Source organism: Sphingobium cloacae (assembly GCF_002355855.1).
Lineage (GTDB): Bacteria > Pseudomonadota > Alphaproteobacteria > Sphingomonadales > Sphingomonadaceae > Sphingobium > Sphingobium cloacae.
Genome location: NZ_AP017655.1, coordinates 1,802,674 through 1,822,500, shown reverse-complemented (window position 1 = coordinate 1,822,500; position 19,827 = coordinate 1,802,674). Strand labels below are relative to the sequence as shown.

Below are 19,827 nucleotides of genomic sequence, written 5' to 3'. Positions count from 1 at the left end.
AGGAGGCCCCATCTTAAGGCAACTTTTGATGGGGGGCACAGGCCAGGGGGTAGCGACTGTTTAGCAAAAACACAGGGCTCTGCTAAGTCGGCTTCAAGACGACGTATAGGGCCTGACGCCTGCCCGGTGCCTGAAGGTTAAGAGGAGGAGTGCAAGCTCTGAATTGAAGCCCAGGTAAACGGCGGCCGTAACTATAACGGTCCTAAGGTAGCGAAATTCCTTGTCGGGTAAGTTCCGACCTGCACGAATGGCGTAACGACTTCCCCACTGTCTCCAGGATATGCTCAGCGAAATTGAATTCTCCGTGAAGATGCGGAGTACCCGCGGTTAGACGGAAAGACCCCGTGCACCTTTACTGCAGCTTCAGAGTGGCATTAGGAAAGAACTGTGTAGCATAGGTGGGAGGCTTTGAAGCGTGGGCGCCAGCCCGCGTGGAGCCATAGGTGAAATACCACCCTGTTGTTTTCTGATGTCTAACCTCGCACCGTTATCCGGTGCAGGGACCCTCTGTGGCGGGTAGTTTGACTGGGGCGGTCGCCTCCTAAAGAGTAACGGAGGCGCGCGATGGTGGGCTCAGGCCGGTTGGAAACCGGCTGTTAGAGTGCAATGGCATAAGCCCGCCTGACTGCGAGACTGACAAGTCGAGCAGAGACGAAAGTCGGTCATAGTGATCCGGTGGTCCCTCGTGGAAGGGCCATCGCTCAACGGATAAAAGGTACGCCGGGGATAACAGGCTGATGATTCCCAAGAGCTCATATCGACGGAATCGTTTGGCACCTCGATGTCGGCTCATCACATCCTGGGGCTGGAGCAGGTCCCAAGGGTTTGGCTGTTCGCCAATTAAAGTGGTACGTGAGCTGGGTTCAGAACGTCGCGAGACAGTTTGGTCCCTATCTGCCGTGGGCGTCGAAATTTGAGAGGAGTTGACCCTAGTACGAGAGGACCGGGTTGAACATGCCTCTGGTGTACCTGTCGTCGTGCCAACGGCGCAGCAGGGTAGCTATGCATGGACGGGATAACCGCTGAAAGCATCTAAGCGGGAAGCCTCCCTCAAGATAAGATTTCTTCGAGCGGTCGTAGACCACGACCTTGATAGGCCGGATGTGGAAGCGTGGTAACATGTGAAGCTAACCGGTCCTAATTGCTCTGATCGCGCCTGAGAGTCCCACCATCAATGACAGCGCTGGAAACCCCAGCCGTCAGCGGTCGGTGACAAGACACAGCCAGAATTTGCACGGATATCGATTATACCCCGAAGCGCCAGCTCCATTGCTTGGTGACCATAGCGTCAGTGACCCACCCGATCCCATCCCGAACTCGGCCGTGAAACCTGACTGCGCCGATGGTACTGTGGCTCAAGCCCCGGAAGAGTAGGGCGTCGCCAGGCATTGCAGCTCGCGCTTCGGAACAAAAAACCCATTCATACCCTCCCGGGCACAGCACCGGCCAAAGGCCGCAAGGCCAAATGGCCGCCCGGACCCGGACACGCCATCCGGGGAGGATCGCCAGGACCGCCCATGCGGCCCCAGGCGCCTGAGGCACAACAAGATCGTCGCGGGATGGAGCAGCCCGGTAGCTCGTCAGGCTCATAACCTGAAGGTCGCAGGTTCAAATCCTGCTCCCGCAACCAAACACCACAAGCAAACCCCAGCAAAATCAACGTTTTGCTGGGGTATATTTTTGTCCAAAATTTCCCAATCCAATAAAATCAATGACTTAGAAGCAGTAGGTTCAAATCGGGGGTCGCACCCCGCAACCAATTGCGACCCCGCCCAGCGGATGCCCCGAACGTCCGATTGAAGAATGCGATTTTGTTCGAGGATGATTGCTGTCAGAAGCGCCGGCCCTCGTCGCCGGACCCCCAATGCCCACAGCAGCCCTCTACGCACGTTACTCCTCCGATCTCCAGAACCCGCGCTCCATCGACGACCAGTGGCTGGTCTGCCGGGAACTGGCCGCGCAAGAAGGCTGGGAGATCGTCGCCTGCTATCATGACGAGGCGGTCTCCGGTGCGAGCATCCGGGGCAGGGCGGGCCTGGGACAGCTTCTTGCCGATGCCAGGGCCGGACTGTTCGACATTCTCTGCACCGAAGCCCTCGATCGGATTTCGCGCGATCAGGAGGATATGGCACATGTCTATAAACTCCTCCGCTTCAAGGGCATAACGCTGCACACCGTCGCTGAAGGCCTGGCGGATGAAATGCATATCGGTCTCAAGGGCACCATGAACGCGTTGTTCCTGAAGGATCTCGCCGACAAGACGCGACGGGGCTTGCGCGGGCGTGTCGAGGCGGGCCGATCCGGCGGCGGTCTCGCTTATGGCTATGATGTGGCGCCCGATCCGGATGATGCCGCTGGCGGACGCTCCATCAATGAACCGCAGGCGATCATTGTACGCCGTATCTTCTCGGCCTTCGTCGAGGGGCGGACGCCAGGAGCCATTGCCGAGATGCTCAATCGCGAAGCCATCCCCGGGCCGGCGGGGCGTTTGTGGGCGGCTACCACGATCAGAGGTCATAGGGTCCGGGGAACGGGCCTGCTCAATAATGAACTCTATCGCGGCATATTGGTCTGGAATCGGCAGCGGTTCGTCAAGGATCCTGAAACAGGAAAGCGACAGGCGCGGATGAACCCCGAGGCCCTCTGGGTGCGCAAGGAGGTTCCGGCTCTTCGCATTATCGACGAAACTCTTTGGGAGGCCGTCAAGGCGCGACAGTCAGCGCAGGACGAACAATTTGCGGGCTTGCGCGACGGCGTCCGCAAAGGACGGGAGATGCGAGAGCATGCGCGGATCGCGGCCTCGTCGAACTTTTGCCGTTTCTTGATATGTGCGCTTTGCGATGCCGACTTCGCCCCCGTTGCATCAGCGCCCACGATAGGGACGACACAGGTGAGGATCCGCTCAATCTCCTCGTCGACCGCATTTTGCGCCGCTCGCGCTATGAGCATCCTGAAGTTCATAGCCACTGACTGCGGCCCGACCCGCTTCATGCTCGATAAAACTCGCACCATCGTCATCGAATTCACCTCATGCACTTCCGACGGTGATCTATCGTCTTGAGCGAGGCTCTCATGAGAGGCGCGTCTGCTACCTGTCTGCTCATCGCCCGCTTTCCAATAGCGCGCCACCCAATCCCTGTCAGAATGCCGACACAGGCAGATAGGCCTCGCCGGTTTCATCTGCATGTCGCCAAACCCGTTCGAGGATTGCAGGTAAACCGCCATCGGTCAGAAGGGCGCGCATGATGTGAGCGCCATCGATGCAGACAAACTTCAACGCGCCCTTTCCATTCATTCCCTGGATCGCTTCCGGGGAGTAGCCATTCACAGAGACGAAAAGGCCACGCGTATCGGCAGACTTTCCCTCGATCTTGTAGTTGAAGGCGCCGAAGTCTGCCCCGGCCACAGGGTCCTTGACCCATTTCGCTTCCAGAAAGCTTGTCCCGGCACGCCAGACGAACGAGCCGTCGATTTGCTCGCCCTTCAGCTTGAAGGATCCCGTGGCTGCAGGCCTTCATGTTCGAACAAGTCCGACAGGAATCTTTCGAGAAGGTAGCCCCGGGTCTGCGCATTGCCCTCCGCCATCAAGCCCTGGAAACGGTCGCGCAGGCTGTCTCGTGCGGTTTGCTTCGAGACCCGAGCGCGCTCCTTCTGGCGATGCGCAGCGCGTTCAGCCTCCTCGCGCTGGTCCTTCTGGTGCGCACGCTCGGCCTGTTTGCTGCTCCGATCACTGTTGAGCTTTGCGCGCAAAGCTTCCACTGCTGCTAAGGCATTTGGGGAGGCGTCCTTGAGGGGCAGGCCAACGAGGTTGGTGATGAGGTTTGCGACCAGACGATCCCCATCAGTTCCTTGCTCCGACAGCGATGCCAGCAGTTCGCGGACGACATATCGTTTCGGAGCTTTGCTAAAGCGGCCACTTTGCGCTGATTTTTGTTCAGCCGCCGCCCGCAACAGAGCAAGACTGGACTGGCTAATGCCAGAGCGAACGATGAAATCGTCTAAGTTGCTGTGGTATTTGAAGCCATCGCTGAGCGCGTCTTCGAGATGTGTCAATGTTATGGCATCAAAGGGCATCGATTTTTGCTCTGCTTTTGTATCTTTTAAGAACCATCAGTTGCCTGAGTATGGCGCGGCGATCTGGATGAGAAGTTTCCGCCAATCAGGATGAGAACTGATCGTCGCGGTGTTGACGTGGTGCCTGCTTTGATTGACGCTGGCAAGCCGTTACTCGCAGGTTTGATTGTCGGCGCGCGACATTTCCTCGGTCGACTTGATTGTCGCGAAGGTCGGTGGCCGGCCAGCGCGTGATTGACGCTGGAGCGCGGAACGGCGGCGATAGCTTTCGACGTTCATCTCGAAGATCGTCGCGTGGTGAACAAGGCGGTCCACTGCGGCGAGCGTCATGGCGGGATCGGGGAAGACCCGGTTCCATTCGCCAAAGGGCTGGTTTGCGGTGATGAGCGTGGAGCGCCGTTCGTACCGTGCGCTGATCAGCTCGAAGAGGACGGACGTTTCGGCCTGATCCTTGGTCACATATGCAAGGTCGTCGAGGACCAGCAGATGATATTTGTCCAGCTTGGTGATCGCGGCCTCGAGCGCCAACTCACGGCGGGCGACCTGAAGTTTCTGGACCAGATCGGAGGTGCGGGTGAACAGGACGCGCCAGCCATTTTCGATCAGCGCGAGGCCGATTGCGGCTGCCAGATGGGTTTTACCCCCGCCCGGTGGACCGAACAGGATGAGGTTTGCGCCTTTTTCAAGCCAGCCATCACCAGAACACAGCGCCGTAACCTGGGCGCGCGAGATCATCGGCACCGCGTCGAAGGCGAAGCTGTCGAGAGTCTTGCCTGGTGGCAGGCGGGCTTCGCCCAGATGCCTTTCGATCCGGCGACGATCCCGTTCTGCGATCTCATGCTCGGCGAGCGCCGCAAGCAGCCGGGCGCCAGGCCAGCCTTCCTTGTCAGCCCGCGTGGTGAAGTCGGACCAGACCAGTTTGATCGCCGGCAGGCGCAGGTCGTTGAGGATGAGGCTCAGGCGCTGGGCGTCGATAGCGGGTGCGTTCCGGCTCATGCGGCTTCTCCCGTCAGAAGAACATCGTAGGTGGTAAGGGGGACCAGTTCCACAACGACATCGGGAAGCGCCGCCGGATCGGGAGCGAAGCGTGTCCGCAAGGCATCCATGTCAGGAAGACGATCGGCAGCCACGTCGGCGGCCAGCAGATCAGCAAGTTCGGCTTCGCAAGCCCTTTCGTGGGCCATGGCCAACAGTTCGACCATATGCCGGCAAGCGATCCGTTCCGGCAACGCGGCAATGAGCCGATCGAAGATCTGCCGATAAGGCTCCCGTGGGAACAGTTGATCACGATAGACCAGCTTCAGGAGCGCCATCGGTTTGCGCCGAAGGCTATGGATGACGTGCCGATAATCGACCACATGGCCGTGGGCACCATTGTTGAAGGACCGTCCCCGCTGCAGCGTCATCAGGTGGGTGCCGCCGATGAAGAGATCGAGCCGGTCATCGTAAAGCCGGACCCGTAGCCTGTGTCCGATCAGCCGTGAGGGCACGGTGTAGAACACCTTGCGAAGGGTGAAGCTGCTGCTCGATGTGACCGTGACGATCGTCTCCTCATAATCGCTGGTGCGGGCGCCGGGTAGCGGTTGCAATACCGCACGCTCGGCGTCGATGCGCGGGCCATTGCGCCGGTTCTTGCGGCTGACGACCTCGTCGATGAAGTGCCGATAGCTCGCCAGATCATCGAAGTCCCGCGATCCGCGCATCAGCAGCGCGTCCTTTATCGCCGCCTTCAAATGCCCGTGCGGGCTCTCGATCCCGCCATTCTCATGGGCAACCCCGCGGTTATTACGCGTGGGCGTCATGCCATAATGCTCGCACAGGGCGTCATAGCGCAGCGTCAGATCCTGCCGGGCGTCGGCATCCAGGTTACGGAACGCGGCTGACAGGCTGTCGCTGCGATGCTCGGTCGGGGCGCCGCCGACGGCCCACAGGGCGTTTTGCAGCCCCTCGGCCAAAGCGACATAGCTCTCGCCGCCCAGAATGACATGGGCGTGTTCGAAGCCCGACCACATCAGCCGAAAATGATAGAGGCGATGATCGAGCGGCACGCCGGCGACCGTTACCTCCTCATCCTTCATCTCGGTAAAGTCCGATAGGCCGAGCCGTCCTGGCTCATGCACCTGCCGGAAGATCACTTCCTGTTCAGGGCCATGAATGGCCCGCCATGCCCGGATACGTCGTTCCAATGTCCGTCGGATGCCTGCATCGAGATCAGGATGCCGGCGCAGCATCTCCTCGAAAATGGCAACCACCCGGACGCCAGGCGCAGCCTGGAGCAAGGGAACGACCTCTTCCTCGAATATCCCGGCTAATGGGTCAGGGCGCCGTCGCTCTCGCTGCGCCTGTCTTTGAGATGGGAGCCGAGGATCTCCCTCGATGCGATATGCCGTCGCCGGGCTGATACCGGCCTTGGCGGCCGCCACCGGCACGGCGTGGGTCTGTCGGAGCTTCATGTAGAGCCTCATCTGATGATCGTTGACGTGGCGGCCCGGCATCCGCGGCATCCCCTCTCGCGAAGTTATGCCTCTGAGTACCTGACCGGCCGCGACCACCAGAAACGCCCCTGAAAAGGGCGCCATCGCCACCTGCTGATCCGGCTCCGGGCTACGCCCTACGCCGGATCAGCAGGTGGCGATTCTCATCTTGATTGACGCTGGTCTCTCATCCTGATTGTCGCGCGGCAGCCTGAGTGTAATTCGCAAGCATCTTGCTTCCAGGCGGGGTCGCGGATCACTGGTTCAAGTGCCATCATGCTGCTTCTCGATAGAACGAGGCGGGCGATGCTGGCAGCCAGGCTCACCATGTCGACAAGGAGGGCGGTGGCAGCCGCGCCCACTGGCAGCGCTCCATAACGTTCTGGCTGAAGAACCACTATGCCGGCGACAACGGCAATGCCGGTCATGAGCCCGAGGCCACCATAGCCCATGCACAGGCGCAGCACCGACCAGCGCGCCACCTCGCGGCGCATCTGCTCGAACGCCTCACGCTCCTGCCGGAGCTGCTCGCGGGCCCGCTCAGCTTTCATCTTTGGCCATTCTTGTTCTTTGCGCCTTGCCCGCCGCTATTCTCGTGAGCGCCGCGTCCAGCGCTGGCAGCGTGTCCTGGCATTTGGCCGCAATCTGAAGGAGCGTCCCGTTGACCACCTCGCCGAACGGGAAGATGAGCGCCGGCTCGGCGTAGACGCCGGCCCTTGCCAACGCGGTGCGCCGCTCCGGGTCGATAGGCCTTTCCTCACTTCCCCATGTGCTTGTTCGCCGATTGAAAAAGCCCATTCCTTCAAAGGGTTCGGTGAAACGCGCGACGAGCATCTCCCGGGCGTCGCCAATGATCCCGCCATATTTGAGGTTGAGGGGAGACATGTTGGACGATCCGATCATCGTGATCTTGACGTCCTCATGCGTCGCCTCCTTCTTGCGGATGGAGAGATGATATTCCCATTCCACGCCGCGGCCGCTGATCAGCAGCTGCTCGGCTTCGTCCGCCAGCTCACGCCCCAGGCCCAGTTCCACTCCAAGGTCGGCGACGCGGCGCAGTAGGCCAAGCTTCACAATGTCGAGGGCAGCGTAGAGCCGGCGGCGGCCGCTGCCCGGGTTCTGCTCGCCCAACACGATAACGCCCCGGTTCATCCAGGTCTGGAGCAGCTCCTTCTTCAGCCTTGTGATCTCCAGGACATCGCCCTGGGTGAAATGCTGCTCGGTCAGAACCTGAATCATAGCGATAAAGTAGCGGTGCTACTTTAAAATATCAATGATATTTTAGATTCGTGGTTTTGCGATGATGCTTTGGGGAGGGGCGGCAGCGCGTGCACGCGCAACCTCATCGATGAAGGCTTCGACAACCCGCACCGGGTTCCAGCGCCTTCAGACCATCGCCTGCGGGCACAAGCCTCAGCCCGCCGTTGACAGCCGCTGCATAGTCGATGGGTGTCCGATCGTACGCCTTCTCGGCGAAGAACAGTGGTTGGATTGATACAAAGACCGCAAAGATCAAGGAACTCGCAGCCACCACGCCGATATCGAAGCGATTGCAAACCATGCCTGGCGTCGGTCCGCTAGTGGCGATGGCAGTGGAGACCTTTGCGCCTGAAATGGCGACCTTTAACAATGGCCGCGACTTTGCGGCCTGGCTTGGATTGGTCCCGCGACAGTTTTCATCAGGCGGTAAGGAACGGCTTGGGCGGATCACCAAGGCTGGCCAGAGCGACATCCGGCAAATGCTGATCATTGGCGCGATGTCGCGATTGAATTGGATGGGACGCAAGTCGATCCCGGAAAGCTCATGGCTTGCACGCATGATGGCCCGCAAGCCGCGCATGCTGGTCGCCATCGCATTGGCCAACAAAATGGCACGCCAGATCTGGGCCATGCTGACCAAGAATGAAGATTACAGGAATCCGACGCCGGTCATGGCTGCCTGATAAGGCAAACCTAGGCAGGTTGGATGAAAGGGGTGTGAGAAGGCAACGACCCGAATGGGCAAAATGATCGAACAGATCTGGATCAGGAAAACCAGTTCAGGACTCTGAGTGATAAGCTCGCCAATGAGATTTGGACCTGATCCGCTGATCACCATACCGGCCAGCGGCCTTCGAAAGCGCCGTAATCAAGGCCTGACAGAAGACCGCACTCGATCACCAGTTCAGAAGGTCAAAACCCTCTTGCATCACGGGCGGCAACCACAGAAGTCCTGATCTTAGTGGGCGAAAACGGCGAAGCGTTGCCAAAGACCCGTAGCGAGGAAAAACGCTGGTCCAGCGAGGTGCGCAAGCGCCTGCCCGAGTGGGTTGAAGGAAGCGTTCAGCCGATCATCGCAGAGGCGCTCGCGGCTGAGGCTTTGGCGGCCGCCATCCGCGTCGAAGGCGAGAAGCTATTCATCGATTACGAGGCCGCGACGGTTGGCTCTGGCTATGTGGCGCCGAGCGTGATGCTCGAATTCGGAGCACGATCGACGGGCGAGCCCGCGAGCTTACGCGACATCGCCTGCGACGCGGCTGGCCTGATCGAGGGCGTGACGTTTCCCACGGCTCGTCCGCGCGTAATGCATGCGGAGCGAACTTTCTGGGAGAAGGCGACGGCCATCCATGTCTTCTGCTTGCAGGAGCGGCTCCGCGGCGATCGCTTTGCTCGTCACTGGCACGATGTCGCACGATTGGACGAAGCCGGTTTTGCGGCATCCGCCTCCGCCGATCGCGACCTGGCGAATGCGGTGGCGCGCCACAAGACCATGAGCGCCGCGACCTGATCGAGCATCGCGAGGCACTCCTCGCGCATCAAAGTCGGCAAATCACTATTGGGCGCCTCCAGGATCGCGCCAATGCGGCTGACGTGCTGAATGCCCTGAGGAACGATATGCCCGAACTCATACAAGGCTGCCCGCAAGGCGTTCACTGTCTCTGTCCGCTGACGTACAAGGCGCTGGCGTGATCGATACAGGATCGCCGCGCTCTGCTGAGCCACGCTCTTGGGTTCGACAAAGCGCATCTCGGGCCGTTGAGCCGCCACCACAATCGCTTCGGCATCGGCTGCGTCGTTCTTCTGCCGCTTCACAAATGGCCGCACATAGCGTGGCGCGATCAGCCTGACCTCGTGACCAAATCCGCTCAACAAACGGGCCCAGTAATGGGCACTACCGCACGCCTCCATGACGACCACGGCAGCTGAGTGTTGAGCCATGAACACGCTAAAGGCCTGCCGCGACAGCTTGCGTTGAAACAGTATCTCGCCGTTCATCGACGCCCCGTGAATCTGGAAAACAGACTTCGCCAGGTCCACACCAATCATCGTATCGATACTCATGGTTGCCGTCCTCTCTGTGCGTAGCTTGAACCAAAATTATGCTGGCACATCGTGATGCCGTCAGGGAGGGCGGCAACCACCCCATCTCATTGATTGATCCAGAAGATGACGGTTGCGGCGATGCAGATGGCGGACATGAAGGTGTGGGCGCATCGGTCATAGCGAGTGTGGATGCGCCGCCAGTCCTTGAGCCTGCCGAACATATTTTCGATCTTGTGGCGCTGGCGATATAGCACAGCATCGTGCGGGATCGGGGCCTTCCTATTTCTCTTTGACGGGATGCAGGCCGCGATGTTGCGTTCGGCGAGCGCCTTGCGGAACCAGTCGGCGTCATAGCCTCGATCGCCGAGCAGGGCTTTGGTATGGGGCAAAGCGTCGAGCATCAAGGCTGCTCCTTTGTAGTCGCTCATCTGGCCCTCACTCAGCAGCATGACCAGTGGCCTACCCTGGCCGTCGCACACGGCGTGGAGCTTCGAGTTCAGGCCGCCTCTGGTGCGTCCGATACGTCTGGGAACAGCCCCTTTTTTAACAGACTGGCGGCTGTCCGATGTGCCTTGAGATGGGTCGCATCGATCATCAACTGGTCTGGCTTGCCGCCCTGCGCCGAAAGGGCGGAGAAAATCTTGTTGAACACCCCGAGCCGGCTCCACCGGATGAAACGATTATAGATCGTCTTGGGCGGACCATAGTCGGCGGGCGCATCGCGCCATCGCAAGCCGTTCCTGATGACGAAGATGATGCCGCTGATGATCCGGCGATCATCCACCCGCGGAACACCGTGAGACAGCGGAAAATATGGTTCGATCCGGCGCATCTGCGCCTCCGACAGCCAGATCAAATCACTCATGACGACGCCTCCTCACGCCAACATTGAATCAACCAATCGCCTGCTCGGCAAGAGATTTAATAAGTCCTGACCCTAGATCCGGTGCAATCGCCCGGATGTCGTAAGTCACGTCGACATCCTCAGAAAACCGTCGGATGACCTGATAGGCCTTGGACAGCGACGTACCACCCTTGAAAACCAGATGTTCGCCGAGCGCCGAGCCGTAAAGGGTGGCGAGCGCCCAGACCACCCACACGTCCTTCTCGAGAAGGTGCGCCGGCCGGCCGGAGCGATCGGCGGCACCGCCGCGCGCCTCGCGCCTGTCCTCGACCGAGAGGTGGAGAAAGGCATCAGCCATGTGCGGCCTTGCCCACGCTGCGCGCCAGCCAGGTCGGAAGCTGCGGCGCTGCCGCGACCAGCTCGCTGAAAGTGGATGAGCGATAGCACCCGGTGGACCTGCAGCGCGTCCATCACGGCGACCTGGTGGCCCTGCTTGCGCAGCCCGCCGGCGAGATGTGCCGACATCGCCCCCGTCTCCATGCCGACGACAGCCACGTTCGAGGCGAAGTTCTTCGCGAGGTAGCGCCCGATCTCGGTCGGATGCGTCTTCATCGAAACCTGGTGGACGACCTTGCCATCTCGATCCAGCACACAGACCGATGTCGACTTGAGGCCGACATCAAGGCCTACCCAGACGCGGCCACATGCCGGGTCTACTTCTGCTGCTGCCCGGATCGCCAGGATCTCGGGGTTCGTGATCTTCTTCGTCATCGCGTCTTCTCCCTTCCATCGTGCAGCACCATCGTGCGCCCATTGGCAGGAGAGAAAAGACCTCAGCTAAACCACACCCGGCCGCAGCCGGACGATGAACCTCGGCAAGCAGGTCGTCGAACTTCGCCACGCTCCACGCTGGCAACTCGCCCTGGCTCACAAGCCGGCTGGCGAGGCAGTGCGCGCGCTGGCCTGGCTTGGACCGGAGAAGGCGGAAGCCGCCCTGAAAACATTGAAGCGGAAGCTCCCCCCAAGCGCAACAAGACCGACACCAATGACGCACGCGGCATTGCCGAGATCACGCGCACCGGCCGCGACTATCTGACCGAGGTCTATGTGAAGAGCGCCGCCTGCTTCGAGGTGCGCGCCCAGCTCATCATGCGTCATCGCCTGGTGCAGCAGCGCCTGGCCAACGAGAACATGATCCGCGGCTTGTTGCGTGTCTATGGTGGGCGGGTCGAGCCTGGCGCCAAGTCATCGGCTACCTATCGCGACCGTGTCGTCGAGCAGTTGCTGATCATCCAGGATCGCGAAGGCATCAACCTGCGACCGCGCATCCTGCCAGTGCTCGACCTGTGCGAGCGGCTCCAGAGGGATGTGGTGCGGATCGAAACCGAACTGGAAGCCCTTGCCGCCGCCAACCCTGTATGTCGGCGGTTCATGGCGGTGCCCGGCATCGGCGCCATTACTGCCCTGTCGTTCTTTACGGCGATCGAGGAGCCATCTCCGCGGGCGATAGGGACCGATCCTTCGGCACGAAGGTCGCGATGGACGCAGGCCCAACCTCATCCGCTGGGTTGGCGACCTTCTCGCCATAAAGGATGGCGAATGCAAAGATCAGCTTCACGATATCGCGCACATGGACGGCCGTGGCTGGAGCGCCGCGATCCTTCACTTTCCCACACATCATACGGAGATCGTCCGGCGTGATCTCCGTTAGGAGCCTGTTTCGGAATGTCGGCAGAATGTCGCGCTCGTAGATGGAGCGCCGCATAGCCCGCGTGCTGTCCGCCATGCGCGACTCCTGGAACCACTTTTCGCCGAACTCGCCGAACCGCTTCGCCTCCTTCAGTCGCCGCTTGTCATGCTGCTTCTCTTGAGCAGGCGACCGCCCCTCTGAAATGGCCCGCTTCGCATCGATCAGCTTCTCGCGAGCCCTGGCAAGTGAGAGGCCGTCAGGGCCGTATCGGCCGAGCGTCAGCGTCTCGCGCCGTCCGTTGAGTCGATAGTCGTACCGAAACACGATCGCCCCGGACGGCTGGACCACGACGTACATACCGTCACGGTCACTCACCTTATACAATTTCTTCTGTGCTTTCAGCGCCTTAATCGCTGTGTCCGTGAGCATGGAGACCTCCAAATCTGTCCAAAAACAGCAGAGAGGCACCGATTATACCGTCAGCCCAAAACTGGGGTCACTGAAAGTGAATTTCATTCGCTCTTTCAATGCCTTAAGGCCAAAAACTATACCGTCAGCGGCTCTCTTGGTCATGACGGTATAGCGAAATCTCTAACCGAACAAGTTCACCCATACCGTCCACTATACCGTCAAACCGGAGCACTGCCCCTCGATAGAGGGCGATAGACGATGACATTTTTATATCTGTTATTCAAATGCTTATGACGTACCTCGGCGTATAATCGGATACTGCCGGAGGGGCAAAAATCATTCCCTTCTCGTCGTGCATGAACAGGCATTCCACCTGGGCCTCAATGGCAGCCTTGGCCGCATCGGACTGCTTGTCGCACAACGCAAAGGTCCGCTTCCCGAGGCTTTTATATAGAGCCCCAAGGTCGGCGATCTGCGTCTCGCTTCCGGCATCGATTACGCAGACGCCCAAGGCCTCCAAAGACACATAGGTGGCCGGATTAAGCTCCGCCAAACGCCGCGCAACGACCGGGAAAGAAGCCGCCTCTGTCGCACCTTCAGCGATGAGAACACGGCGCGAAAGGAGCCCCTCACAAAACCGAGTTCGGAAATCCTGCCGGTAGCGCTTGTGTTTTATGCTCTCCGGCAAATCGATCTTGGATTGGCTCAACTGGCCATTGTCTGATCGCGAGAGGATGACGGTTTCGTCAAGGCTGAACTCTTCGAGCACATACGGCGAGTGCGACGTGAAGAGCGACTGCGCCGATAGCTTGCGCAGTTCATGAACAATCCGCTTCTGCGCGTATGGCGGAATAGCTGTTTCAGCTTCCTCCATAGCGAAGATGACATTCTGCTTGTCCTCGGCGATCTGTGACAGCATTGCGAGCACCAGCATGTTGATCGTCCCCGTTCCCTGCCGGAAGAAGGGAGCGGCATGATCCCCCGCGCCCGTGGCGATGAACGCGGTAATCACCTTTCGCAAATGCTCGCGCGTCAGGTTCGACACCTTCAGATGCGGCTTCACACCCCATTCGCGCGGAACATATTTCTTCAGCGCCTTGTCGATGCTCTCAAGCACGCCCGAGATGCCGATGGCCGGGTCGCTGGCGACATCGAAGGCTGCGAGCGTTCCGATCGTCCCTTCCCACATCTGCGGCCGGATTTCCTTCAGCCGGAGGATGATGTCCAGCAGGCTGCCGTGTTCCAAGCTGAGCGCCCGAGACCCCGTCCTCAACGACCGCAGAAAAAGAAATCCGCAGTGCTGCTTGTCTTTCTTCGAGAACGATGCCGGCGTGTCATCCTCCGAAAGGCTGCGCGTGAAATAGCTGTTGCCGACGAAGTCATCCTCATCAGGATCGTATTGACCGACGAATGTGACGCGCAGCGCCGCCTTGATCTCGGCAACATCGACCCCGGCCGGGTTCGCTTCCCGATAGAAGTCTCCGGTTGCAGTATTCAGCCACGCGACGTTGGCTCCAAATCGCGCCTCCTGCTCGGGCGACAGATTGGTGATCGTCACCTCGACCGTGATTTTCGGAGCTGGAGCTGGCTCTGCGCCCTCGGGAGCATCGGGGTTTGGGATGGGAAGATAGCGCCCCTGATAGAAATCATGCTCATCCACGGGTGGTCGCCGGCTCAGCCGATCCGGCCCCAAGGCGAGATCGATCGCTTCGAATACAGACGATTTGCCGGTATTGTTGTCGCCGATCAGTACGGCGTGATCAGGCAGCACCAGTTTGGCCGACTGGATGCCGCGAAAATTTTCGATCACTACCGAGAATATCTTCAACGCCCGCCCCCCTTTAGGCTCCCATTCGGTTAGCCCGCATAGCTATATCTATACATCGCGCCATCAGCGCGTCGAACGGCTCTGCGTCATCGAAGAGTAGTCCATCCTCGACCATACGAATGTAGTCTTCCTCCAGCGCCTTCGCGCCATCGCCGACAGGGACGAGTTGCAAGCCGCCGTTGACGGCCGCCGCATAATCGATTGGCGAGCGATCAGCGGCCTTCTCCGCAAAGAACATCGACTTGTGGCGAGCAACCGCGCTCGCCAGTTCGCGATCTGCGAAGGCCGTTTCCGCAAGACCGGCTTCATCGAGCCGGGCGACATCATGCCAGTGCCGGGCGAAGCGGTCCCCGCGCAGCCGGTCCTGGTGGCAGAAGACATGGATGGCGGTCGCCTTCTCCCAGAACGTCCGCTCGGCGTGCATGACGCGCGGACGCGCTGTCGGGAATATCAGGCCATCGATCAGGCCAGAGGCATCGCAGACAACATCGCGCAGACTGGCCGGCTCGCCCGTCGACCGCGCGCCGAACTCCAGCATGACGCTGGGGGCGACATAACCCGATCCGACTGCGGTCGGTTCGTAGTCGATAAAGAGCCGATCACCTTCGACGCGGATCGCCGCAGCCAAACCTTCCGTTGCCAGGGCGTCGGAGATCACCGGCTGCACGACAGCACCAACCCATTCCGGTAGCCGGCGACGAACCTCGCTTGACCAGCGCTTTTCCTCGCTTCGCGTTTTCGGCAGGCCCTCGCCATTGTCCCCGACCAGGTCGGGCGCAATGGCCCGAATGTCGTAAGTCAGATCCACATCCTCCGAAAACCGATGGATGACTTGATAGGCTTTCGACAGCGATGTGCCGCCCTTGAACACCAGATGTTCACCAAGCGGCGCCGTGTAAAGCGTGCTCAACGCCCACACCACCCAGACGTCCTTTTCGAGCAGATGCGCGGGCCGCCCCGAACGATCCGCCGCGACGCCAAGGGCGTCGCGGCGATCCTGAGCCGAGAGGAGCAGGAAGGTTTCAGCCATAGGCCGCCTTCCCGACACTCTGCGCCAACCATGTCGGAAGCTGCGGCGCGGCCGCCACCAATTCGCCAAAGGCGCCAGGCGGCAGCTTTCGCTTCAATGTCCTGAGCGCAGTTTCGGCTTTCTCCGGGCCGAGCCAGGCCAAGGCCCGGACGGCCTCTCCCGCCGGCCGGTTGGCCAGAGCCAGTTGCCAGCGCGGGGCATGGCGCAATTCCACGACCTGCTTGCCGAGATTCATCTTCCGGCTGCGCCCGGAGGTCAGATAGACTGAGCGAACCGGCACCTGCGTTGTCAGGCCAAGGGCGTTTGCGGCCGCCGCACCGTTCGAGACGATGGTCTCGCCACGCTGGCTGGCAAGGGCTTCCACAGCCTGTTCCACCGACGGCGCGCGCGTCCCAAATCGACTGGCGACGGGGCGGAGATAGACACCGCGCCCAGCCCGGATGAGTTGTTCGCGCTCGGCCAGACGCGACAAGGCCTGGTCCACCGCGGCGCGATTGCCGAGATGGAGCAGCCCCTTAGCGGACACAGAAGCGCCCTCGGGCAAACCCGCCATATGCGACAGAATCTGTTCGGTCAGCCGTGTCATCGTCTTTCTCCTGTCAGGAACATACGCAGTTTTCTGACAGTTTTCAAGGAAACACGTCCGGGACGGAAAGCTGGGACAAGGGGGAAAGCCTTCCCCTGCGGTAGAGCCTTGGGTCTCGCCCGACCCCTTCTGCGGGGAGATCCCCGCAACGCCCCCCATAGAGTGAGAGTGCGGACGGGGTTTCCCGTGACGGGTTGAGGGCTGGAGAAGAGGTCTCCGGCGCCCGTCGCGGAGAACCGCGATGTTCAGGAAAAACCACGGCGCCCGCGCCAGTTCAGGCCGGGCGAGCCTCTATGACGACATCACCGACAAGATAATCGCTGAGCTTGAGGCGGGCCGCGCGCCCTGGGTCCAGCCATGGGGATCGGCCGCGGCCAAGGCGCCGCTCGCCATGCCCCGCAACGCTGCGACCGGACGGCACTATTCCGGCATCAACGTGCTCATCCTCTGGGGGGCGGTGATCCAGCACGGCTTCCCCGGCCAGAGTTGGCTCACCTTCCGCCAGGCGCTGTCGCTGGGCGGCAATGTCCGCAAGGGCGAGCACGGCACGACCGTCGTCTATGCCGACCGCTTCACGCCGGAGGACGAGAAGCGCCGAGCCCACGAGACCGGCGAGGACGCCGCCGCGATTCCCTTCCTCAAGCGCTTCACCGTCTTCAACGCCGCGCAATGCGACGGCCTGCCGGACAACATCGCCGCCATCGCTCCACCGCCGCCGCCTGGCCTCATCGAGCCGCGCGTCGAGGCTCTGATCGAAGCGACGGGCATCGATTTCCGCATCGGCGGCGATCGCGCCTTCTATGTGCCGGCGCACGACTATGTGCAGGTGCCGTCGCCGCAGGCCTATTTCGAGCCGATCAACTGGCACCGCACGGCCCTGCACGAACTCGGGCACGCCAGCGGCCATGCCTCCCGGCTCGGTCGCGACCTGACCGGCGGCTTCGGCACGAAGAAATACGCCTTCGAGGAGCTGGTGGCCGAGATCAACGCGGCCTTCTGCTGCGCGTCTCTCGGCATCGTGCCCACCGTCCGCCATGCCGACTATATCGGCGCCTGGATGGAGGTGCTGCGCGAGGACAATCGCGCCATCGTCCGCGCCGCCTCCCAGGCGAGCAAGGCGGCCGATTGGCTGCTCGGCTTCCTGCCCGACGCCGATCTCGGCCCGGACGACACCATGGCCGGCGACGAACGGCAGGCGGCGTGATCGAATATGAATACCGGAAAGGCGGGAAAGCAGGTCTCCGGCTTCACGCCTTTCCGCTTCTGCGGCGCTGCCCTGCTTAGAGTGAGAGGGCGGCGCTTCGCTTCGTGACGGGTTGGAGGTCGAGAGAGAGTCTCCCGGCCGCCCGTCGCGGAGTAAAGATCATGGCGAGTGCCATCCAGAAGATCACCCTGTCGTCGGCGCGCGACATCCCTTTCAACAAGCTGGTGCTGAGCCAGTCCAACGTCCGCCGCGTCAAGGCCGGCGTCTCGATCGAGGAAATGGCCGAGTCCATCGCCCGGCGCGGCCTCATCCAGAGCCTCCATGTCCGTCCCGTCCTCGACGCCGATGGCGCGGAGACCGGAATGTTCGAAGTGCCTGCCGGCGGTCGCCGCTATCGCGCACTCGAACTGCTCGTGAAGCAGAAGCGTTTGGCCAAGACGGCGACGGTGCCCTGCGTCATCGGCGACGCCAACAGCGACATCCTCGTCGACGAAGTGTCGCTGGTCGAGAACATGGAACGCGCACCGCTCCATCCGCTCGACCAGTTCCGCGCCTTTCAGGCCATGCGCGACAAGGGCATGACCGAGGAGGCCATCGCCGCCGCCTTCTTCGTCAGCGTCACCGTGGTAAAGCAGCGCCTGCGCCTCACCTCCGTCTCGCCGACCCTGCTCGAAATCTATGCCGATGACGGCATGACGCTCGAACAGCTCATGGCCTTCACCGTCAGCCCCGACCATGCCCGTCAGGAACAGGTCTGGGACGCGATCAAGGATAGCTGGCAGAAGGAGCCCTATCAGATCCGGCGGATGCTGACCGAGACCGCGGTTCGCGCCTCGGACAAGCGGGCCATTTTCGTCGGTGTCGATGCCTACGAGGCCGCAGGCGGCATCGTACTGCGCGATCTGTTCCAATCCGACGACGGCGGTTGGCTGCAAGACCCCGTCCTGCTCGACCGTATGGTGGCGGAGAAGCTGAAAGCCACCGCCGATCAGATCGCCGAGGAAGGCTGGAAGTGGATCGAGGTCGCGGTGAGCTTCCCCTATGGCCACGACCACGGCCTGCGTGAACTCGCCGGCGTTGCGGTCGATCTGACCGACGAGGAGCGTGCGACCCACGAAGCGCTGCGCGAGGAATATGACCGGATCGAAGCGGAATATTCCGAGGCCGACGAGCTACCCGACGTGATCGATCAACGTCTCGGCGAGATCGAGCAGGCCCTGGAGGCCTTCGAGAACCGCCCCGTCAGCTACGATCAGGCCGACATCGCAATCGCCGGCGCCTTCGTCAGCCTCGACGCCGACGGCTCGCTGTCGATCGACCGCGGTTATGTCCGCGCCGAGGATGAGCCCCAGGCCGAGCCCGACGGCGAGGCGTCCGGGGGCGACCAGCCCGATACGCCGGCCGTCCAACGCGCGGTCATCACCATCGGCGGCAAGCCCGCCGAGCCCGAGGATGATGAGGAAGACGGCATCAAGCCGTTGCCCGAGCGTCTCGTGATCGAGTTGACCGCCCATCGCACCCTGGCGCTGCGCAACGCGCTGGCGGAACATCCGCACGTCGCCATGACCATGTTGCTGCACAAGCTTCTGAGCGACACCTTCATCCACACCAACCCGTCCGGTTGCCTCGAGGCCAATGTCCGCCACATCTTCTTCTCGGCCCAGTCCGAGGAATTGAAGGACAGCCCATCGGCGCAGGCGGTCAACGAACGCCACGAACGCTGGGGGGATCACATCCCCGCTGACGATCAGGCGCTCTGGGCCTGGCTGACCGATCTCGATGACGGCACGCGCCTGGAGCTGCTGGCGCTTTGCGTCAGCTACGGCGTCAATGCGCTGTTCGAGCGTCCGAACCCCTATTCCGGCTCGGGCGTCAGCCAGCATGGCCTCGACGTGCGTCTGGCGCAGGCCGACCGGCTCGCGCGGGCTACGGACATGGACATGGTGGCCGCAGGCTGGAAGCCCACGGTCGGCAACTATCTCGGCCGCGTGACCAAGCCCCGCATTCTCGAAGCCGTGCGTGAAGGCGCCGGAGAGCGGGCCGCGCAGCTCATCGACCACATGAAGAAGGGCGACATGGCCAAGGAAGCCGAGCGCCTTCTGGCCGACAGCGGCTGGCTGCCCGAACCGCTGCGCCTGGCGTCCATCGATGGCGATCAGCTTGAGTCCAGCGATCAGGCCGATACCGGCGAAGACACCACCTTGCCGGACTTCCTCACCGAGGACGGCGAGGACGAAGACACCGACGAGGATGAAATCCAGCACGCCGTCGCCGCCGAATAGCGCGGATCGCGCGGGGCGGCGCCGTTCGTCCCGCGCATCTCACCCCGATCTTCCACACCGCCCGGTCCCACGCTCGACAGCCTGAACGGCTGTGCCGTGCG

General features: G+C 61.4%; 17 protein-coding genes, 1 tRNA gene, 2 rRNA genes and 3 pseudogenes (1 of these 23 only partly in view). 9 read left to right on the top strand and 14 right to left on the bottom strand.

Features of this window, described 5'->3' with window-relative positions:
• The 4 genes from SCLO_RS08915 to SCLO_RS08900 all read left to right on the top strand — a co-directional run.
• Window positions 1–1,161, top strand: a 23S ribosomal RNA gene (locus SCLO_RS08915) (it extends 1,635 nt beyond the left edge of the window).
• A 111-nt stretch (window positions 1,162–1,272) separates the two neighbouring features.
• Window positions 1,273–1,387 (top strand): 5S ribosomal RNA (rrf, locus tag SCLO_RS08910).
• 166 nt (window positions 1,388–1,553) lie between these two features.
• A tRNA-Met gene (locus SCLO_RS08905) sits at window positions 1,554–1,630 on the top strand.
• Window positions 1,631–1,825: 195 nt separating this feature from the next.
• Window positions 1,826–3,061 (top strand): recombinase family protein, encoded by a 1,236-nt coding sequence (locus SCLO_RS08900; protein ID WP_197705135.1) that lies wholly within the window; start codon window positions 1,826–1,828, stop codon window positions 3,059–3,061.
• Window positions 3,062–3,139: 78 nt separating this feature from the next.
• Here the strand turns inward: SCLO_RS08900 and SCLO_RS08895 are convergent, their stop codons facing one another.
• The 6 genes from SCLO_RS08895 to SCLO_RS08870 all read right to left on the bottom strand — a co-directional run bounded on the left by SCLO_RS08895 (window position 3,140) and on the right by SCLO_RS08870 (window position 7,787).
• Window positions 3,140–3,406 (bottom strand): hypothetical protein, encoded by a 267-nt coding sequence (locus tag SCLO_RS08895; RefSeq protein WP_066522205.1) that lies wholly within the window; start codon window positions 3,404–3,406, stop codon window positions 3,140–3,142.
• 77 nt (window positions 3,407–3,483) lie between these two features.
• Window positions 3,484–4,053 (bottom strand): hypothetical protein, encoded by a 570-nt coding sequence (locus SCLO_RS08890; protein ID WP_145980668.1) that lies wholly within the window; start codon window positions 4,051–4,053, stop codon window positions 3,484–3,486.
• Window positions 4,054–4,224: 171 nt separating this feature from the next.
• Window positions 4,225–5,070 (bottom strand): IS21-like element helper ATPase IstB, encoded by an 846-nt coding sequence (gene istB / locus SCLO_RS08885; protein ID WP_066522210.1) that lies wholly within the window; start codon window positions 5,068–5,070, stop codon window positions 4,225–4,227.
• Window positions 5,067–6,569 carry an IS21 family transposase gene (gene istA, locus SCLO_RS08880; protein WP_066522224.1) on the bottom strand — a complete coding sequence of 501 codons (1,503 nt, stop codon included), beginning with the start codon at window positions 6,567–6,569 and terminating at the stop codon, window positions 5,067–5,069. The genes istB and istA overlap by 4 nt, the downstream gene beginning before the upstream one ends.
• Before the next feature lie 143 nt (window positions 6,570–6,712).
• On the bottom strand, window positions 6,713–7,099 hold the full coding sequence (locus SCLO_RS08875; protein ID WP_066522212.1) for a hypothetical protein: 387 nt from the start codon (window positions 7,097–7,099) through the stop codon (window positions 6,713–6,715).
• Window positions 7,089–7,787 (bottom strand): hypothetical protein, encoded by a 699-nt coding sequence (locus tag SCLO_RS08870; RefSeq protein ID WP_066522219.1) that lies wholly within the window; start codon window positions 7,785–7,787, stop codon window positions 7,089–7,091. The genes SCLO_RS08875 and SCLO_RS08870 overlap by 11 nt, the downstream gene beginning before the upstream one ends.
• A gap of 245 nt (window positions 7,788–8,032) precedes the next feature.
• Between SCLO_RS08870 and SCLO_RS08860 the strand changes: the two are divergent.
• Together SCLO_RS08860 and SCLO_RS08855 are read left to right on the top strand one after the other, a co-directional pair.
• A pseudogene (locus SCLO_RS08860) lies at window positions 8,033–8,491 on the top strand (transposase); the annotation flags it as partial.
• Window positions 8,492–8,769: 278 nt separating this feature from the next.
• Window positions 8,770–9,315: a nucleotidyl transferase AbiEii/AbiGii toxin family protein gene (locus tag SCLO_RS08855; protein WP_231923399.1), complete on the top strand. Its 546-nt coding sequence runs from the start codon at window positions 8,770–8,772 to the stop codon at window positions 9,313–9,315.
• Here SCLO_RS08855 and SCLO_RS08850 read toward each other — a convergent pair.
• The 4 genes and pseudogenes from SCLO_RS08850 to SCLO_RS24520 all read right to left on the bottom strand — a co-directional run.
• Window positions 9,201–9,869, bottom strand: coding sequence for an IS110 family RNA-guided transposase (locus SCLO_RS08850; RefSeq protein ID WP_197705133.1), 669 nt, complete (start codon window positions 9,867–9,869; stop codon window positions 9,201–9,203). The two genes, SCLO_RS08855 and SCLO_RS08850, sit on opposite strands and share 115 nt — an antisense overlap.
• 86 nt (window positions 9,870–9,955) lie before the next feature.
• Window positions 9,956–10,716, bottom strand: a protein-coding gene (locus tag SCLO_RS08845) for an IS5 family transposase (RefSeq protein ID WP_096362115.1) whose coding sequence is annotated in 2 segments (ribosomal slippage) — window positions 9,956–10,383 and window positions 10,383–10,716 — 762 coding nt in all. Because the reading frame shifts where the segments join, the coding sequence is not laid out codon by codon here.
• Window positions 10,717–10,744: 28 nt separating this feature from the next.
• A complete protein-coding gene (locus SCLO_RS08840) occupies window positions 10,745–11,053 on the bottom strand; it encodes a nucleotidyl transferase AbiEii/AbiGii toxin family protein (protein WP_231923398.1) in 309 nt (102 codons plus the stop codon).
• Between the two features lie 146 nt (window positions 11,054–11,199).
• Window positions 11,200–11,346 (bottom strand): annotated as a pseudogene (locus SCLO_RS24520) (IS110 family transposase); the annotation flags it as partial.
• Here SCLO_RS24520 and SCLO_RS24515 point away from each other — a divergent pair.
• Complete coding sequence (locus SCLO_RS24515; protein ID WP_456154410.1) at window positions 11,296–12,396, top strand: IS110 family transposase; 1,101 nt, start codon at window positions 11,296–11,298, stop codon at window positions 12,394–12,396. The pseudogene SCLO_RS24520 and the gene SCLO_RS24515 overlap by 51 nt on opposite strands.
• On the opposite strand, the pseudogene SCLO_RS08820 reads toward SCLO_RS24515, so the two are convergent.
• The 4 genes and pseudogenes from SCLO_RS08820 to SCLO_RS08805 form a co-directional block, all read right to left on the bottom strand.
• A pseudogene (locus SCLO_RS08820) lies at window positions 12,308–12,814 on the bottom strand (tyrosine-type recombinase/integrase); the annotation flags it as partial. The gene SCLO_RS24515 and the pseudogene SCLO_RS08820 overlap by 89 nt on opposite strands.
• A 262-nt stretch (window positions 12,815–13,076) precedes the next feature.
• Window positions 13,077–14,624: an ATP-dependent nuclease gene (locus SCLO_RS08815; protein WP_231923397.1), complete on the bottom strand. Its 1,548-nt coding sequence runs from the start codon at window positions 14,622–14,624 to the stop codon at window positions 13,077–13,079.
• A 13-nt stretch (window positions 14,625–14,637) separates the two neighbouring features.
• Complete coding sequence (locus SCLO_RS08810; RefSeq protein ID WP_066522297.1) at window positions 14,638–15,654, bottom strand: nucleotidyl transferase AbiEii/AbiGii toxin family protein; 1,017 nt, start codon at window positions 15,652–15,654, stop codon at window positions 14,638–14,640.
• Complete coding sequence (locus SCLO_RS08805; RefSeq protein ID WP_047820979.1) at window positions 15,647–16,240, bottom strand: DUF6088 family protein; 594 nt, start codon at window positions 16,238–16,240, stop codon at window positions 15,647–15,649. Before SCLO_RS08805 ends, SCLO_RS08810 begins: the two co-directional genes overlap by 8 nt.
• A 241-nt stretch (window positions 16,241–16,481) precedes the next feature.
• Here SCLO_RS08805 and SCLO_RS08800 point away from each other — a divergent pair, with 241 nt between their 5' ends.
• Together SCLO_RS08800 and SCLO_RS08795 are read left to right on the top strand one after the other, a co-directional pair.
• The gene (locus SCLO_RS08800) at window positions 16,482–17,444 is read left to right on the top strand and encodes an ArdC family protein (RefSeq protein ID WP_066522295.1); all 963 of its coding nucleotides are present in this window, start codon (window positions 16,482–16,484) and stop codon (window positions 17,442–17,444) included.
• 161 nt (window positions 17,445–17,605) lie between these two features.
• Window positions 17,606–19,726, top strand: coding sequence for a ParB/RepB/Spo0J family partition protein (locus tag SCLO_RS08795; protein WP_066522331.1), 2,121 nt, complete (start codon window positions 17,606–17,608; stop codon window positions 19,724–19,726).
• The last annotated feature ends 101 nt before the right edge of the window (window positions 19,727–19,827 follow it).